This window comes from Paenibacillus sp. MDV22-iso6 (assembly GCF_058408365.1).
Map to the genome: position 1 here is coordinate 225,375 of NZ_JBZVDZ010000004.1, position 18,177 is coordinate 243,551.

The 18,177-nt window shown below is 46.3% G+C and carries 14 protein-coding genes; 1 reads left to right on the top strand and 13 read right to left on the bottom strand.

The features are described from left to right. Nucleotides 1–4: 4 nt before the first annotated feature. The 11 genes from AC4PM4_RS13080 to AC4PM4_RS13130 all read right to left on the bottom strand — a co-directional run bounded on the left by AC4PM4_RS13080 (nucleotide 5) and on the right by AC4PM4_RS13130 (nucleotide 12,798). Nucleotides 5–781 carry a DNA and RNA helicase gene (locus AC4PM4_RS13080; RefSeq protein ID WP_452558835.1) on the bottom strand — a complete coding sequence of 259 codons (777 nt, stop codon included), beginning with the start codon at nucleotides 779–781 and terminating at the stop codon, nucleotides 5–7. Nucleotides 782–821: 40 nt separating this feature from the next. Next, nucleotides 822–3,467 carry a molecular chaperone gene (locus AC4PM4_RS13085; RefSeq protein ID WP_491613759.1) on the bottom strand — a complete coding sequence of 882 codons (2,646 nt, stop codon included), beginning with the start codon at nucleotides 3,465–3,467 and terminating at the stop codon, nucleotides 822–824. Nucleotides 3,468–3,513: 46 nt separating this feature from the next. Then, nucleotides 3,514–4,203, bottom strand: coding sequence for an iron-dependent peroxidase (locus AC4PM4_RS13090; RefSeq protein ID WP_491613760.1), 690 nt, complete (start codon nucleotides 4,201–4,203; stop codon nucleotides 3,514–3,516). After that, entirely contained in the window at nucleotides 4,200–5,513 is a 1,314-nt protein-coding gene (locus tag AC4PM4_RS13095; RefSeq protein ID WP_491613761.1) for a normocyte-binding protein, read from the bottom strand. Before AC4PM4_RS13095 ends, AC4PM4_RS13090 begins: the two co-directional genes overlap by 4 nt. Next, the gene (locus tag AC4PM4_RS13100; protein ID WP_491613762.1) at nucleotides 5,513–7,357 is read right to left on the bottom strand and encodes a serine/threonine protein phosphatase; all 1,845 of its coding nucleotides are present in this window, start codon (nucleotides 7,355–7,357) and stop codon (nucleotides 5,513–5,515) included. Before AC4PM4_RS13100 ends, AC4PM4_RS13095 begins: the two co-directional genes overlap by 1 nt. A 40-nt stretch (nucleotides 7,358–7,397) precedes the next feature. Further along, nucleotides 7,398–8,255: a protein phosphatase 2C domain-containing protein gene (locus AC4PM4_RS13105; protein WP_063567952.1), complete on the bottom strand. Its 858-nt coding sequence runs from the start codon at nucleotides 8,253–8,255 to the stop codon at nucleotides 7,398–7,400. An 8-nt stretch (nucleotides 8,256–8,263) separates the two neighbouring features. Beyond that, nucleotides 8,264–8,797, bottom strand: a complete 534-nt coding sequence (locus tag AC4PM4_RS13110; protein WP_053781358.1) for an FHA domain-containing protein — start codon at nucleotides 8,795–8,797, stop codon at nucleotides 8,264–8,266. Nucleotides 8,798–8,839: 42 nt separating this feature from the next. Then, nucleotides 8,840–9,391: an FHA domain-containing protein gene (locus AC4PM4_RS13115; protein ID WP_063567938.1), complete on the bottom strand. Its 552-nt coding sequence runs from the start codon at nucleotides 9,389–9,391 to the stop codon at nucleotides 8,840–8,842. 42 nt (nucleotides 9,392–9,433) lie between these two features. Then, nucleotides 9,434–9,895, bottom strand: coding sequence for a J domain-containing protein (locus tag AC4PM4_RS13120; protein WP_063567939.1), 462 nt, complete (start codon nucleotides 9,893–9,895; stop codon nucleotides 9,434–9,436). 126 nt (nucleotides 9,896–10,021) lie between these two features. After that, nucleotides 10,022–10,447 carry a hypothetical protein gene (locus tag AC4PM4_RS13125; protein ID WP_053781361.1) on the bottom strand — a complete coding sequence of 142 codons (426 nt, stop codon included), beginning with the start codon at nucleotides 10,445–10,447 and terminating at the stop codon, nucleotides 10,022–10,024. 182 nt (nucleotides 10,448–10,629) lie between these two features. Further along, on the bottom strand, nucleotides 10,630–12,798 hold the full coding sequence (locus AC4PM4_RS13130) for a hypothetical protein (protein WP_064636265.1): 2,169 nt from the start codon (nucleotides 12,796–12,798) through the stop codon (nucleotides 10,630–10,632). Between the two features lie 578 nt (nucleotides 12,799–13,376). Here AC4PM4_RS13130 and AC4PM4_RS13135 point away from each other — a divergent pair. Further along, nucleotides 13,377–15,443: a VWA domain-containing protein gene (locus tag AC4PM4_RS13135; RefSeq protein ID WP_491613763.1), complete on the top strand. Its 2,067-nt coding sequence runs from the start codon at nucleotides 13,377–13,379 to the stop codon at nucleotides 15,441–15,443. A 182-nt stretch (nucleotides 15,444–15,625) separates the two neighbouring features. On the opposite strand, the gene AC4PM4_RS13140 is transcribed toward AC4PM4_RS13135, so the two are convergent. Then, nucleotides 15,626–17,218, bottom strand: a complete 1,593-nt coding sequence (locus AC4PM4_RS13140) for an FAD-dependent oxidoreductase (protein ID WP_400346048.1) — start codon at nucleotides 17,216–17,218, stop codon at nucleotides 15,626–15,628. After that, the gene (locus tag AC4PM4_RS13145; RefSeq protein WP_491613765.1) at nucleotides 17,208–18,161 is read right to left on the bottom strand and encodes an ROK family protein; all 954 of its coding nucleotides are present in this window, start codon (nucleotides 18,159–18,161) and stop codon (nucleotides 17,208–17,210) included. The genes AC4PM4_RS13140 and AC4PM4_RS13145 overlap by 11 nt, the downstream gene beginning before the upstream one ends. Nucleotides 18,162–18,177 lie beyond the last annotated feature (16 nt).

The following is an 18,177-nucleotide window of genomic DNA, read 5'->3' on the forward strand; positions in this document are numbered from 1 at the left end:
TAAATTAATCTACAATCATTCTTCCTTTGCGGCCATTGGCCCATGGCACTGCCGTCTTCGTATTACGACCTGACTCATCCAATATCATGGACAGTTGCCTATGCAGCTGAACATTCGAATAATCCTCGCAATTCATTCCGGTTTTGAGATAGATATACTGCTCAACTACTTGTCGGGATACCCTTTCCGAATTCAAGCAGGTGAACGAAAAAACATGATCCTGGACATCTCCTGAACGAAATTGCAACATCTCATAGGCAAAAAAACGCAGGATATCCGGTCTCAGCGTAGGTGTTGAAATTGCGGAGTAAGGAGCATGTAGATCGCACCAAGTATTATATTCGGTATTCATATCCGCAAAATCTTGATAATCAGATCGAAGAATAGCACCCGGCTTTAACTTGAATCTTCCCAATTCCACTTCATCAAGCCCCAATGACTCTTCGCCCTCCAATACAATTTCGGCATGATGTGCCGTAAAATCGGGCCTTCGGGTCGGTTCAAGAAAAATCATTTTCAATACGGCCACCCGGCCAGTAGCCATATATGGAACTAAAAAATCATCTTCAAGCAAGTAAAGGCGCCCGGCATGCTTGAGTATACCTTTACCCACAACAAGAACCTGATCTTCCACGCTCACCTTTAATCCTGTCAATATCCCATCCGAATAATCTTCGAATCGAACATCCAGAAAAGTCCGGGGAAAATCCCTGAGATTCTCTAACATTTCGGTACGTAGAATGCGCCCCTTCTCAAATCGTGGAACGATGTGTACCAGCATAGCCCATCCCCCCTCTCTCTCTTTGCTTCAACCAAGCAAATCACTTTGTGCCATCGAAGAAATCAAGTTCGGATGATTCCAGTTCGAAGGGAAAAAACTTTTTGGGACCTAAGTAGAGCTGCTCTTCATTTCGTGATACGGGGACGACGACAAACCCCCAATGCTGTTCCCCGGCAAAGACAAAAAAACGGGTTTCGCCATTACGAATCGAGTCGGTATCGTCTTGCAGGATAAATCTTCCGAACTTCACTGCGATCTCTTCATAAGACTTGATCTCATATGCGGTTGGTTGATTGTGATATACATAGCGTCCCCGTTGTTTTCCATCGATTGAAGTAAGATAAAATTCGATCTCTGAAGCATGAGAAGGGCGGGATATGAATCCGGAGGTTTTCTTTTCATTCAAGCCCTCAATGAGATTCTTCTCTGATCCCGAATGTGTTAAGGAACTGATCGTATACGGAATTACTGGAGCTTGATGCGTAATCTGTGGATCAATCATCCCCATCTTTTTGGAATTCAGATAGCGAATAGCTCCCTTAAGACATGCCATTTTTAATTCTGGTGTTTTCTGGCTTACTTCAGCCTTTTGCTTAAATTCAATGCTTTTCCCCGGGACGAATTCCTTTAGCGCCTCACGAAACAGATCAATTCGGCAAGACTGTCCTGTAAGCTTGATAATCGAATAATCTTGCAAGCGTCCATTATGATAGAATTCATCCAGAAATTTGCGAACAATATTATAGATATCCGCTTTAAGCAATTGATGAATCTCCCTAATATTGAACACAACTCCTGGAAGATGATGCTCATCCCTGAAACGGCCATTTTCAACAACAGATATCAGCCATCGATCCATTACCTCGATATTTAGATCCGTTTCTGTAGCGGTGCCACGCTCCGCTTCAAATTTGCTGCGCAATATGCCTGTTCGATGAAAAAATTCCTTTTTCATGTTTTCTGCAGCACCCCACAGAAGGTGGAAATTATTCAATACCCTCTGATATTCTTCACGTGTCGCGCTCTCATAGTTCTTATATGCGGTCGGCAGAATTTGTCCAGCCTCTAAATACCGTTTTTCCAATCTTTCGTAAACTGCATCTACTCCGAATTCATCAACATGCCGATACAAATCTCCTCCAGGTATGCTGATTAATGTATCAATATCCGTATCGGAGTAACGTCCCTCCGTTGCATAATAATCTGCAAATACAACTTTCATGAATTGCATGATCCGGTAAGTGAGATTATTACCTCCAAAATTCATATCCCCGTTTTCAAAGTTTGTATGGATATCGAGTTTGTAGGCTATCCTCCCATCCTCAATCCGAAAGCGGCACGAAGATAGATCCGTTGTTCCTCCCCCACAATCCATGACAAGCGCCTGATATTCTTCACCGTCTGCAAAAGCTCCTCGATCCATCTGATCAGCCAGTGTATTATATAGAACAGCCAGACCTTCATCCAAAACCTGATCTTCAACGATTTTGTAATCGGGAAGAACATGTTTGAACATCTCAATGAACTGAACCTGAAGTTTGGCCGGAGCGGTAAAATGAAGATTCTTGAATCGGCATTTGAATTGCTGTTCTGCTGTACCTATCACATAACGGAGGAAGCCTCCGAGAATTTCACTACGATCAACAACGGCTGTATTCCCTACAGAATCAATGATCTCTTCTTTGGCTTCATAGTTATTGATCCATCGCTTTATCCCCCTGAAGACACTCGCCCGCGTTCCTCCAAATTCATGATCTCCTAGTGCTTCTTCACCATAAGAATAGACAACATGTTGCGAACTGGAGCACTCCACAATACGAACTGCCGTTGGTAATACTTCTGCCCATTCCTGTCCCTTTCGCTGCGGAAACGAAACATAGTTGATTGAATTGATTTGGACTGAAGAATGAACGCCTCTCTCCGGCTTCGAAACATATTCATCATCTAAGTATGCTCCAGCTGTTGTATTGGATGTCCCAAAATCAATCGCAAGTACCGCCTCTGTCGTTTCCGTATCCCTTATGACTAATTCGGAGACGGGAATACAGGCAGCCTGAAATTTCAATGGAAGCATGGGCCGATCATTGTAATACGCATGATAGAAATAATCTGAATCCTGTTTTTTCAAAAACAACAAACGATAGTCCCGATTGGATGTTTCCCTTAGATCTGTATCTTCATCGCGCGATAGATAGAAGCATCCTTGGCGATTCTCATCTTTGAGAATATTCATGATGCCGCACAGCTGCCCACTCCCGTTTACCAATAAAACATTGGAATTATTGAGCCACACTTCATCGGATTGGATCAGATAACGATCATTCTGGCCCGTTCGCACGCCCTGATATAAAGTAATTCTGGCGGGAACACGAATCGTCGCTTCCTTCGGCCGTTGGTCCTTCCAATATTGCTGCAGAATGGTTTCGATTCTTTCGAAACCGCCATCGTGATGACGTGTAATTAAAAAGTGTTCCTCGTCACTCCTGAATTTTAAAATTAGGCTAATGAGTGAATTCCGATCCAGACGGTTGGCCAAACCTTCTACAAGACGCTGCTTATGACATATTTCTTTTAACTGGAAAGTTGTCATTTGTTCAAGCTCCACTCTTGCATATCTGGTCGCGAATGGACTGCCTTTATCATCTGTGTCCGGTTGATGCAGCCTATACTTATAAGGTCCGTTCATCATTCACGTTTCCTTTCATTCAACGAGGTACCACTTTTTTTCCCTCTTAGTAGAGCGCTATTCCTTCAATCCTCATGGTGGTTTCCTCTTCTAAAATGCCAAAATGATGACTCCAATAGATCTCGATCGTGAAATCGAGTGGTAAAAATAATCCCATGATCAAATCGACTTTGGAATTGACATCTTCTGTTTTCTTCTGCCCCATATAAATCAGTAATTCATTTTTTTCTTCGCAATTGGCGTAAATAATGGATTTTTTGAAAATCTTGCTCATGGTCTGTTTCAGGAAATGAATTAGTTCTCCTGTCTCGTAAACCATCAACAATCCCTCGCAGATCTTGTCCTGCTCCTCTCTATTCAGATCTTTAAAAGTGGATGCAATTCTGCCTCCATGCACGCCATCACATATATCCCTCTTTAGAAAGCGAATATAATACTCACGCTTGTTCATTCCCTGATGCAAATCAATCGTTCCCAGAAAGTGAAAAAGGATATCAAAAAGATTCTTCCTCAGCTCGTAAACTTCTTCATCATCCGGAAGAAATAGATTCTTGAATATGGAGTAAAATCGATAATAAGGATTCACTTCGATGGTCTGATCGATTTCCCGCATGTTCAGATCTTCCAAACTGAGCTCCATATATGGCGAGTAGTTCTCCGCGGGTACAAACTTTATGCTGCTTGCATCCATGCCCTTCAACTGCGAATTCAACATGACATCCCATATATAGTTCACAGATATGCACCTTCACATCTGTAATCGGGAAAATACCTCTGGATTTCGGCAACAATATAACTTAATACATCCACCTCTAAAAATTTCGGTATTCTTTCCCTGCCGCTTGCCTCCAATCTAAAACCTAGTTTCATGACCGGCTTACCGTGATCGGTTCGTATACCGTCACTCACAAATGAATTTAATGAATAGGTCAAGGAAGATGTATCACCCAACATTTGACCGTTCTTTACTGGATCCAAAATTTGAATTTCGACCAATTCAATTCCTTCAGCTGCTTCAAGAGAACTAACAATTCGCAGAATCTCCGCCTTAGAGCGAATGATTAGTCCCTTGTTTTCGGCTAAACGGACAGTGAACTGTTCCTTACGCCGATTTGAAAATGTGGGATACGGGAAATGAGTCAAATTCGTCAAAGAAGGTTTAATAATTTTCACAAGCCCCCATTCGCCTGATTCATTGCGGGGAGTAACGATAACTAATCGATCCTCGGATCGCAAAATATATCTAACATCCGCTTCGCTGGCATCGACCAAATATCCATGTTCAACGCCTTCTTGCCGTAAAGAAAGTGTATGTTCAAAATTAATTCGATCTATGGCCGGCATCGGGAAACCTGTATTACGTTGACTTATTCGTTCCAAATTCCATAACGGAATAACGCCTGAACGTTTATAGACGTCATACTCCTCCAGTGACACAACAATTTCCTTTACCTCTTCATGTATGGCAGGTTCTCCTTCTCCTCCAACAAGCACACAATCCACAAACTTATAAATATATGGGAGATTAATCGTCCGCCAGTTCATCCCGTTCAACATAAACGATTGATAGAGCTTCTCTATTTCGTTTATGTACGATAGGTTTTGTTTTAACTTAAAAAATAACGGATACTCGCCTGCATTCGTAATCATGGTGCCCTTAAATATCCGTTCACTTGAAAGTAGCTCCCAAATCTGCTGGGTACCCATTTCCAAAAACAAGGAGAATAAAGTGATTTCCCCTCCATTACGTACAAGTTCTGCAACACCACTGATATCTAGAACTTGATTGTTCAAATCGGAACTTAACATCGGTCGGAGAAATTCATGGATGGGATCATAATCTTCCCGGTCAATTAATGTGATGTGGAGTTCATACTTTCCCTCCTGATTCTTCACCTCGTCAAACACCCGTTGCTCGATCTGTTTGTTTAGCGTCTCCTGATACTCGACCAAATTAAGAAAAACGCCTGTCATGAGGTCTTTGAGCATGCGACGTTGTTCCAGATCCTCCATCTTGTTTAGACGGTCACGAATAATATCTTTCATCACGAATCTCCTCCTTCCGTTGCTTCCTGTTCATTCGCTTCAGCCTCGGTGGTGTCGGTGCTTCCTTTAGCCTTTGATGCGGAATTAATGCTAGCATTGCTTGTCGTTTTCCCTGAAGAAGACCCGGAGCCAGAAGCATCCGCAGTCCCACTTCCGGCCGAAGAGGAATTACCCGTGGAAGAAGTGCTTCCCACTGAATTGCCTACACTCATTCCTCCCGCATTCCCGGTCCAATCCGAGTTCAAACCAGACGTATCTGTTGTTCCTAACCCTGCCGCATCCTGAGTAAGATCAACCGCCGGTACAGGTGGATTCAGTTTCTCATCCAGCTTATTTATTTTCCGCTCCATAGCCAGCACCCGTTCCAACATATCGATCTCCTGATAAATTTCCTGTGCCGAAGCATAGGCATCCATGGCGCCACTATAATCTCCGGCTTCATTGAAGCGGTCACCCTTCTGTTCCAGCGTATCGGCCTGAAGTTGTCTGGATTGGCGCTTGATATCCGCTCGTTTCGTTTCGGCCGTCTCCAGTTTGGTGGCAACTTCCTTCAGCGCTTCCTTATATGCTGTTTCCGTAGCCGCTGTTCTGGCCCTTTTATACAAAATGATCGCTCCACTGTAGTCTCCGTTCTGGAGTTTCAGATCCCCCTCGGTGATCCAGTCTTGTACTTGCTGAAAGGTGGTCATCTGTTCCAAACGTTCCTGAATGACTTCACGGTTGAACATATTGTAGGAATCAGACAATTCCAGTGCTTTGGTGTAACTGGCGGTTGCCTTGGGAATATCCCCTTCTTTCAGATGAGCCTCGCCGTCAACCAATGTCTGAGCAGCAGCCATCTTCGAAGTCAGCAACTTTTTGTGCACAGGGTCCTTTATTTTGATCGAATTGTTGCGAGCAAGACTGTAATCTGAGACGGCCTTGGCGTACTCCTGTTCCTTCACGTACTGGTCAGCGTTCTGTTCGTATTGCAGCATATCTACGACCAGCTCGGCTTTTTTGGCTGCGCTTTTCACCGCGTAGAATATGCCGGCTCCGCCAAAAATCAGGAGCATAATCAACATGATGGCAATCCGTTTAATCCACTTCTTACGGTTCTTGGGTTCTTCATGAAAAATCTTGTTCACATAGATGGCTGCCACACTATAATTCTCGATTCGTGAACGTTGCTTGCTGAGCATCACTTCTTCCAACGTGTCGGCCAGCGCCTGCGGGTCATTGGCACCTTCCACCGCATCAATCATCTCGGCATCCTGCACGCCTTCCCATAATCCAGGGGTGCATAGAACAAGCACATCACCATCGGCAAGCTTGACCTTATCGGATACATACGGTTTGATCATGCCAGGTTTGCCCGCGTATTCATTCAGATTGCCGCGTTCATCATGCTGATCCACACGATCCTCTGCAATCTGGCCTTCCGCTGCCAGTTGGGCAGCTACACTATGATCCTTGCTTTTTAGTGCAAGCCTATTTCCCCGGAAATGATACAAGCGGCTATGTCCGGCCGATGCCCACACCATGCGTGTATAATCCGTTACAACAATAACGAATCCCGCTTTGAGTCTGACCCGGCGGCTTTCATACTGCAACCATTCATGTGCGATCTTGATATATTCCGTCAGTCTGCGTTTGGACATGGTTGGCTTTTCCAAAAAGGATTCCAGAATGGTCTGTACTGTGATCTGTGCACTATTCACTTCCGTATCGGTGTCCAGACCATCTGCAATGACATAACAAGCCCAGTCTTCCAGTTCAACGCAGCCGTAGAAATCCCGATTTTTCAGGAAAGACCCCGCCTCTGAGACAAAAGCCGTCTTGAATTCACTGTTCTCCTTCCTCATCCGTCTCCCCATTTCCCGTCCCTGTGCGTTGCCCGATCCGTTACCATCCTTGCTCCAAAATGATAATCGTGGCGTTATCCTGATGCACGAGCTGTTTTTCTTCAATTAAATCAATGATGGCCTGGGCTGCATCAAATGGCGGAATATCTTGCGCCAGAATGGTCTCCAGTTCCATCTCCGTGAGGGAGTTGTATACCCCGTCACTGCATAACACAATCTTGTCCGCCGGCTGCAGTGCAAACGGCTCGTCCGCGATTTCCATTTGTTTAAAATGGTCGTACCCCAAATAGTTGACCAGCCTTTTGCGCTGCGGATTGTCAAGTGCCTCCTGCTCCGAGATCTCTCCAGACATATACTGTTCTTCAAGTTGGCTTTCCAGTGTATGCTTGTGATTGATGGCAAGCAGCTCTCCTTTGCGAAACACGGCCAATATGCTGTCTCCTACCGCACCCCAATACAAATCCCTGCCCTTGATCATGGCAGACACCAATGTTGTCCCTCCGGGAACGCCCAGCAAATTCCGAAGGATGGCCTGATTGGCCGCATGGGAAGAAGCATCCCAAAACTCTTCCGGATCAGGAAACCGCTCCAACTCTTCAAACTCCCGGATAAATGTTTCCACGGCAGTCGTACTCGCCACTTTTCCACCGGACAATCCACTGATTCCATCCGCAAGTACAGCAAGTACACCATGCGGCTGCACGGCACAGGCAAAATAATCGTCCTGTTCATTGCGAGCACCAATGGTCTGTCCATTGCCAATCTGAACTCCAACCGGTCTATCGTCACGCTGCCTTACCGGAATGCGGCTTCGTGCGAATAACAGCAACCAAATCAACAAACAGCCACCCGCAAGAACCCAGTAGGGCGTTAGCTCCTTGTCGTTCCACAAAATCATGAAGGTGTTCACTGTTGCTCCCATTCAAAGTGCACACCGCACAATGGAATGAAAATGAATTTGCTGCGTCCCAATTGAATAACATCGTAGGCAGCCAGTTCCACCGGAGAATAGACTGCTTCATTATTGTGATATGCGAGGCCAGAAGCATCGCCGGGCAGCAAATAGAAATTCCGCTTTTTGGGATCGTACACAATCACCGCGTGATTACGCCGAGAAATGGTGTTATCCCCGAGGATGCGAACATGCATCTCTTCTGAACGTCCAATAAAGTTCTTTTCAGCCATTATTCGATAATCCTGGCCCATCTGCGGACCCTCGATGCACACCATCCATCCCGTTACCGGCTCAATTCCTGTCGTTTCGCCCAGGTATGGCATCGTTCTGTCATCCTCTGCCGTACGAGGTGCGCGTGGGATTGCACCCGCTGCCTCACCATTACTGGTAGCTGGCGATTCAACGGCCAGATTGCAATATGGACACGTATTGCCGTGTCGTCTCGTGCTGAACATATGTCCGTTTCCACATCTAGTCAGACTCATTTCGTTTCATTCCCCCGTAAGCTTGTATGATGTACGCCAACGTTATTTCACCAAAATGCGGGTATTGGCAATATAAATTAAGTCTCCTGCCTCAATCAGGCTGGGTTCTTCGATTTCCAATTTGGATGCTCTGCTTTGATTTCCTTTACGTACACCTACCCCACTGGCCGAGTCGATATCCTCGATAAACCATTGACCCGAGGCTTTGTTCAATACGGCGTGTTGCGAGCTAATGAGAGACGCATAGGGTGTATCGGACAGATCAATGTCAGCCTCGCTGTTCTTCGAACTTTTCCCGATCAAAACACTCGTTTCGCCCTGAATATACCATTCCTTCACACTTGTGCCGTCGTCGTCCAGGAGGACTAGCTTCACGACACGCGAAGACAATTTCTTCTTTTCCACCTTGGTGGCTGGCATGTATTTAAAATACAGGTATGCTCCTCCAGAGAGGACCACGATAATTCCAGTTACCCATTGGGCACTCATATCCCGGTTGATGATAAATATGTAATACAGCACGGCTAACGAAATCATGGCGACGCAAGCGTCAAGCCCCATCGTCAATACCGACCTTCCTCGTTTCACTTCCATAACCTCCGCCTGAACCGGCTTGATCCATAACGAGCTACCGGTCTACTTTTTTCGAATTCCGAAATATCGGTCAAACATGGCGGACATATCCATTCCTTTATTGGGACCGGCTTTGCCACCGTTTGGACTTTCCTTGCCTTTGGGGTGATAGCCAAAAAATTGTTCGAACTGTTCCTGCATCCGCGATGGATCCGACCACACCTTCTCGGCATTTGCACTCCCGGACTTCGCATTGCCTTTACTGGATCTGGCTGTATCGGATGCTGAACCCTTCGCTTGACCTCTATTACGTCCAGTGCGAAGCTGCTGATCATATGCTGCTCTAAGCTCGGAATTTCCGAGTGTACTGTATGCCTCATGTACTTGCTTGAAACGCGCTTCCGCCTGTGCACCTCCCCCATTGACATCCGGGTGAAATTTCTTCGCCAATTGACGATAAGCCTTCTTGATCTGCTCCGGAGAAGCTTCACGTTCTACACCAAGCACGGCATAATAATCTTTCATGGTATTCTTTCCTGCCTCCCTGCCGTATTCGGGCGTAAATAAAGATTAAGGGGCACCAGGGCCCCTTAACATGACAGCGTTGTTCCGGACCAGAACGAACTGGCCCAAGACAACAGTTGTTCCCTTTTATACAGGGAAGCCGCCCTCAATTTTAGTGAATTCAGTTTTGTCTTTTTTCTGTTTGATGAACAGGCTGAATTCACCTACGCCTTCGGTATCACCGAAGCGCTCTGTGTAATCCACAACAAATGCGTTAGGCAAGTAAATTTTGCGTACCACTTGATCTGCTGCAACCACTTCCAGGGTTACTTTGCGGTAGCAATCCGCTTTTTCAGCAGGCACGAGGGACCACAAAGCAAGTTTCATCGTGTCATCTGCATTGTCACCGTCGGTTGCAGTGATAATTTTGCCGCTGATGCGAAGTGTTGCGCCTACATCTGTGGATCTAGCGTTGGAATCATCTGGTGTATCCGTGTCATACACAACTGTACGGATATTATCCATTCCCAATTCGATTGTTTCTGCGCCTTCTACTTTCAATACAAAACCCATTAATAAAAACCTCCTTAAGATTAGGAAAAAATGTGCCCGGTATGCTCCCCATCTCGGGAGAGGTACCGGAATATATGTATAAAGGCAAGACGATGAAGTCTGCCTCTAACACCAAAATAAATGTCTATAATACGTTGTTTGATGAATCATATTTAATAATCAGACTTGTTCCAATGGTATTCTTACACTTTCATCGCACTGGTGCCTTTGGTAATCATGACCTCCAGGTTCTTCACGTTGCCGTTAAATACCAGGTCAATATGGCACATGTTGCTCTTTTCATCGATGATAAAGCTCATGTCGTCGCCTTCCTGAATGATCGAATTGATCGACCCTCGAGTTCCCAACCACCGGCTCTTCTGACTGCTCGGATTGTTGCTGAAGAATTTGACGATATTTTCATGCTTGAAATCACCGGTTTGGAAACGGAGCAAGCGCTCAATGTAAGTACTAACAAGTGTTTTGTACAAGGAATCAAAACCATCTTCGGACATCGCCATGCTTCTCGCTTTATAGACCGTGATCCGTTTGATGTCGCTATCCTGGATTTGGGCATTTTCCGATGAGAAAATAAATCCAAAGTTTTTGCGGTTAATCAAATCCTTGATCGTATTTGTAAATCCGGAAATTTCTTTGGTCATCGTTGTTACAACACGCAAGCTGTTGTCCCCTGCCTCAATGTCAAAACGCACACCTGGATAATCACGGTTGACGTTCTTGAAAGCACCTTTCAGGTATTCCGGACACTGATACGCAGCAACAATCCCTGCAGATACATAGGACGCTCCAACATACACGCCTTCAATCCACAATTTCAGAATGTCTTCCTTCTCCTTGGAAAGTTCCACACCATTCTCCGTCTGAAGCATGCGACTGTCGATAACAACTCCCGATTTCTCCTTGGGAATAATCGTGAAGTTTGGAGCACTCGGAATGGCGAACTCGCTGTATTCCTTACGGGTCAACACTGAACATTTATCGATATACTTATCAATACCTGCGGTAGCCATGCTGCTGAAGGTGGTTTCTTCCCCGGATTCAAAGCTGAAGAACACCTGCACCTTGTAATCCTTAACAACTTGCAGGAGCATTGCCAGAGATTCCATGCTGTTTCCGTCTTGTTTAACCACTTTCTCGTTACCACGGAAACGGGCACGGCTGACTTTAACTTGGCCTGTATTTTCCAGTTCTACGGAAGGAACGATACCGAACCAAATCGTATCGGTAAAATCATTCTTTGCGTTGACAGTGTTGAGATATGTCTCAAGCCGCGGAATATTACTGCTCTTGACGAGCATATCCAGTTTGGCATTGGAGATCAGCATGGAAGGAAGCATACCTTTGTTCTTAATCGCATATTGGTCAAAGAACATTTTGACACCCAATATTTTCTCGACCAGCGGTTTTACCGTTTTCACAAAATCATCCTTGGCGTTTTTGTAAAACTCCAGGTATGTATTGTAATTCTGCACTTCAACAGCAGTATCCACTTCAGACTGTACCGCAGGAAGCGGGCAGAATGTGCGGACCACCAGATCCTGTACGTACGGCGAAGGTGTCTCGGAAAGTGAATCGTAATCTTCGGCAAATACTTGCGTCAAATCAGTGCTTGTCGCTTCATCAAGAAGCATCAGCTCGTTGTTATCACTCTTTGGAGCTTCGATAATTTTCAATTCTCCGCTCTCACCAATCGTAAGTTGCCCTACCTGAATCGCTTCTGAAGAAGTTTCTTCTTGTGCACGGCCCAGCAACAAACGGGTCTTAATATCTTCAATGGCGAGTGGAAGCATGGCCATGACATTGTTATAGTTCCGGCTTGCATCTTCAAACATGACGTTCAGCTTATCTCCGATATCCAGCTTCTTCGGATCGCCGTCATCCAGCTTCTCATGCTGGCCATACATGTAATGGATTTCCTTCCGGACCTGACGAATGTCATCCATTACTTTTTTCGGTGAAATCATATCAAGGAGATTTTCAAACTTGAAATCAACGTTCGTAATACCTTGACTGCGCTTGGTATCAATCAGGGTGAACAGCATTCTCAGAAAGTCGTTACTATGGTCGATCTTGATCTCCGAGATCGCTTCGTCCGGGATACCTTCCGGCTTTTTAAGCGTATACATGACTTTCTGGTTTACCGCATTGAAAAAGGAGTACACGCTAGGTGAGAACTTGTCCAGGAACTCATCGAAGCTGCGAACAAGCAAATGTTCGTTAATCTCCTTGATCTTATCGTCACTCAGACTGTCGATGCCCTTCACATCACCAACAATGGTGATCAAGTCCAACTTCTCGGGATTGATTTCTTCAAAAAGCATCGTTCGGTTCGTTTGATTAATAATGTCCATTCAGGCAACATCCGCCAAGATGATGATCCATTCGGGCGAATGCTTCCCCCCCTCCATCAATTTTTGACACTCCGCACGTCTCTATCAGTCTTCGGTCATGATCCAGGAGAATCACTATTCCCAGCAAACACAAGACCAATAGAACGAGCTGTCAACATACGACTGGAACTTATGTACCAGATTATGCCGTTTGCTTTGGAGATTTATGGAATTCATCTTAATCATCAGCGATATGTTTTGTCAATATTACCCACTATAGGTCTAAAAGCTCATTTTACAACCTTCGATATACCTATAGAACTAATTTTTGGAATTCGCTTCACTTCCTTACGGATCATGCCGATGATATAGAATATCCTATAATTTGGATTAAGTTGAATGATTTAAGACTAGTGGGGTTTTCCCCCTAATCAAGAGTAAAAATACTGAAAGTATGCGGTGTTGCATTATTCTCTATTAATGAAAACTACGCATAACGGCGTTATATCGTGATTAAGAAAAAGTTTTTCAAAAAAATTTAATATTCCCAACAAGTGAACCGAAGTTTTTCAAACCAGAAAGGGGATTCGAAGCCTCACATGATATTAATTAAATGCAAAAAAACACTGCTCTCTCTATTGGTGATTAGCATTTTGATTCCTGGAGGGAACATTGGCAGCATGTACGCGGAATCATCTGTCAAGACCCACGCGTATGAAGGGCTCGATGCCATGTTTGTCCTGGATGTTAGCTACTCTATGAATGAGACCGACAAAGATCGCATCGCCGAAGAAGTTATACATATGTTTATGGATATGAGTAGTGGACCTAAGACCCGATTGGGATTCGTAGCTTATAATGATCAAATCACTTCATCCGTACCTCTAATGGATATATCATCCTCTGGGGCACGAAATAACCTTCGTAGTCGTGTTGATGGCTTAAAACGCTCAGGGTATACAGATCTTGGACTTGGCTTGCGCCGAGGTGCGAGCTTGCTTGAACAGTCCCAGACGGACAAAAGAAAGCCATTTATGATTTTGCTCTCTGATGGGGAAACGGATTTGCGTGGCTCGTCGAGCAGAACACCAGCTGATTCATCCAAAGATGTAGACAAGGTGATTGAGATGGCTCAAAAAGCTAATTATCCAATCTATACCGTCGGACTAAACCGGGATGGTACGGTTAACCCCGCTGAACTGGAGCGGATAGCTCAGGAGACGGGTGGATCTTCCTTTATCACGGGAAGCGCAGACGACTTGCCTGAAATTTTCAACCGGATTTTTGCAGATCAGATTCAATCTGTTCTTGTATCTGTGGCAGCAGTAACAGCAACAGGGGCAATGCAGGAGGTAACTGTGGACATCCCCAATTCAAGCATGGCGGATGCCAACATTATCATGCTCTCTGATCATGCTGTCTCTGAAGCTCAGCTGTATTATCAGTCCAGCAATGTTAGCTTCATCCGATCTGATAAATATGCTCTAATGAAGATCATTCGTCCGGTCAAAGGACAATTCAAGCTGAAATTCAAGGGGCACAGCGGAGATTTAGTGAAGATCAACCTACTTGGTAACTACAACGTGTCTGCGGTTGCACATATGGCAACGAAGCAGCCAGTAAAGGGGAAAAGCATCACATTTGAAGCCTCTCTCTACGATCAGGCTGTGGACCCTAAACCCATTCAGGATTTGAATGTTTACAAGGGACTTGAAGCAGAACTCATTGTCACTCCGTCTGATGGGAAAACAGAGCATATCCCTTTGACCAATACAGGAAGTGGATTTACGGGAAAATACACTTTTCCAAAATCGGATCTATACACATGGGGTCTTCGGATTGATGGTCCTGACTTTTATCGGGAGATCACTCCGGTTGAAGTAGATATTACCAATCAGGCCCCCGTAGCAACTGGGGAGTCCATGGTGTTATCCAAAGACGATAGCAATACAGAGGTTGATCTAAGCAACTATTTTAAGGATGCCAATAATGATCCATTAACGTATGCCTTGGAAGAAGGTGGGAGTGAGCGCAAACTCGGAGACGCTGTCATTGAAGGTAATACACTGCGTTGGTCTTCGCTCCACACCGGTAGTTCATCCATCAAGGTGACCGCAACGGATTCTGAAGGCGCGAGTGTAACCGTAGACATCCAGTTGAAAATTCATTCTTTACGTGAAAAGATACTGCTATATACGGGACTCGGTCTCCTCGCAGCCGGGGGAATCTTCGCCCTGTATTGGTTTGTACTGAAACCAAAACCTGTATTCCGCGGAAGGCTGGAAGGATACTTCTTGGCCACTGCAAACGGAGAAGATATTCCCGTGACGAATTGGCCACTGACTTCATTGGAGCGACGAAAAGTAAGTCTCAGTGAACTATTTGATCGTATGGATATTGGGGTTAAGGTACCGGAGTCAGGACGAATCTGGCTGGAGGCTGGTAAAAAGGAAACGTTATTGGTACGGCATGATACGAACTGCACAGTCGTTCGGGGACGAACACCAGTGAAACCCAGACATACAGAAGCTTTGGAGTATAATGAAAAGTTGTATATTACGTTTGAAGATGGAGTCACGGAGATTGAAATTCGATACAAAGCCATCAAACCAAGTACTAATATCTATGTAGGACAAAAGAAAGACCCACAGCAGACCATGGGATAATCATCGCAGTGTTGATGAGAACGATCATCTGCAATGACACTATTGTAAAAACAGATGCACAAAGAGAGTTAATCGACTTATAGAAAATGATTCCTGTTCAGAACAGGAATCATTTTTTTATCCCTTTGGTATCTCGAGTGCTTATGTGTTCTGAAGATAGCAACGTTCTCTTAAAAGTCTGTCTAACACTCCCCTGCCAGTTCCGCATCTGTCCAATGAAGCTGAACACCCTGGCGAATCAGCTGTGCCTGATAGTCGTGAAGATACTTCGCCGAAGCCCTCACCTCTGAGGGCTCTACTTGCTGTGAAATGGCATAAGCAGCAAGGGTGCCCGCAGCCTCGCCAATATTCCATTCGGTGGGATGCAGACGGTAACAACCGTTCGCAATCTGGGTCATGGAGATATTTTTGCAAGCCGGAAGCAAGTTCTTGACTCGCACCGGGATGAGTGCACCCAGCGGAATCTCATAGGGATGGTTCGGAATATAAAAAGTCCGCTGGCTCACGGTTGTTGGATGGAGATCCAGATGATAACTGCCGACACCCACACTATCCTCGTAACGTTTGGCTCCCTCTGCTCCGCGCAATGCCTTGCTCACATCCTGCTCGGTAATGGTATATACGCCTCGGATTCGCCGTGATTCCCGAATATACGGAGCTTTCGCGAGACCGTCTTCCGTACCGAGCACATCTCCACGCAGCCTTACGCCCGGATAACCCTTTCCGCCGTCCAGGCGGGGAGCTGCTGTCTGAAGCCAGTATACTAAGGAAAGAGTTAGTTGCCTCGCCCCTTCCAGATGCCGCTCTCGTTTCTCCGGCGATACGCCAATGATTGGCCCGGCGTAATAATCGTTCAGTGCCCAGTTGAGCAGCGTGACTTCACCATCATTCAGTGACTCTGTCCATATAGCCGGGTCAACGATCCGCCGATAATCCCACAGGGGGGTTATGCCCTGATCATTCGGGAACATCGTGAACTCTTTCAGCTTGGAAGTATCATTAGCATCCGAAGCGTACCAGCTCAGGATCGGATACAGTGAGAACGAGGGAACATACTGACGCCAGTAATCATAATCCCTCGGACAAGGGATCGTGAAGTCTCCTCCCGGCACATAATCCACTGCCGCCACATGGGTAATCGACTGCATGTCTAGCGGGTTCGCTTCATCCAGGGCATGTGGCTCACCCGTATCCCGCCGGGATTCCGCTCCACTTACATACTCTACTCCCGCAAGGGGAAGCAGATCACCGCATTCTGTAGCATCCAGATAATAGGCACCCTGGAGCTTAATTAATCCCCCATTTCGCTCTTCACGCACAGTCACGCTAGTCACCCGGTCACCTGCTGTATCTACCTGAACTGGCACAGTATGATAGAGCACCTCGATTCGACCGGTGTTGACGTAAGGCGCAAGCATCTCATGCAAAACGGCAAGCGCAACTTTCGGCTCATGCGCCAAGCGACTCACCCAGCCATTACCGGGGTTAAGAACAGGATCGCTCTTGGCGACATCCGTAAGCGGGTAGTTCCGTCTGTAGTAATCTCTGACTCGGCTGCGGAACTCACGATACGATGCTGTACTGCCAGATTGTTCAATCCAGCGGTGCTCATCTGGCGGTACTGCCTGTGAGGTCAATTGACCACCAAGCCAGTCCGTCTCTTCCGTCAAAAGTACCCGTTGCCCTGCCTTGGCTGCAGCCAGTGCAGCTGCAGTCCCGCCAAGACCACCGCCAATAATGACGATATCACTGTGTTTCTCCTGCTCAATCCCCATGCTTTGTCTCCTCCCTGTCACTGCCTTCAGACCAGCCAACGCCGTCCTTACGCAGGTGTTCCAAGGCCAGCTGCGCCGCCCCGAAACAGCCTGCCCAGTTACCGAATTCAGCCACTGCAACCCGGTCTGCCAATCCGACACTGGACAACTTAGCGGTAAGCATCGGCCACCATATAGCCTGATCATGGGTCACACCGCCACCAAGAATAATCAATTCCGGATCTATCGAGGCAGATATATTCGCAATAACCGAGGCCAAATCAGATATGTAACGCTCTAGAATGTACAACGCTATTGCTTCTCCCTGTCTTGCAGCGGTCATAATCTCTCGGCCGTGAGTATACGTGTTGCCCTTCTGTTCCCGCGCCAGCCGCATCAGTGCACTACCGGAAATGTATTGCTCCACGCAGCCGCGTTTGCCACAATTGCAAGGCCGACCGTCAGGCACCAGCACACTGTGCCCCCAGTCCCCACCGCGCCAGTCTACTCCCCGTAACATCCTGCCAATTGCCATATTGGCCCCACCGACCCCAGTTCCGAGTGTCAGCATAACCAGGTTCTGCTTACCGCGGCCGGTACCAAGCCACGCCTCGCCGAGCAGTGCAGCATTGGCATCGTTATCAGCAGTTGAAGGCAGGCCAAATTCCGCTGTTGCCCACTGTGTCAGTGGCATTCCCTGCCAGCCAGGTAAATTGTTCGTTGCGTGGATCACTTCACCCGTTTCCACATTCACCCTTCCTGCCGAGGCAATACCCAGGGCCTTCACTTCTTCACAGCTAGACAACAGTTCACTTACTAACCCGTGCAGCTGGCCAAGTATAGCCTTCCGGCCCAACCGGGCCTCCGTTGCACATGTAGCCTCCACCAGAACGACTCCGGCTTCATTGACTACAAGCCCTTTAATGCCTGTGCCACCTACATCTACGCCAATGACCTGTGGCATTTGCTTTCCCCCTATT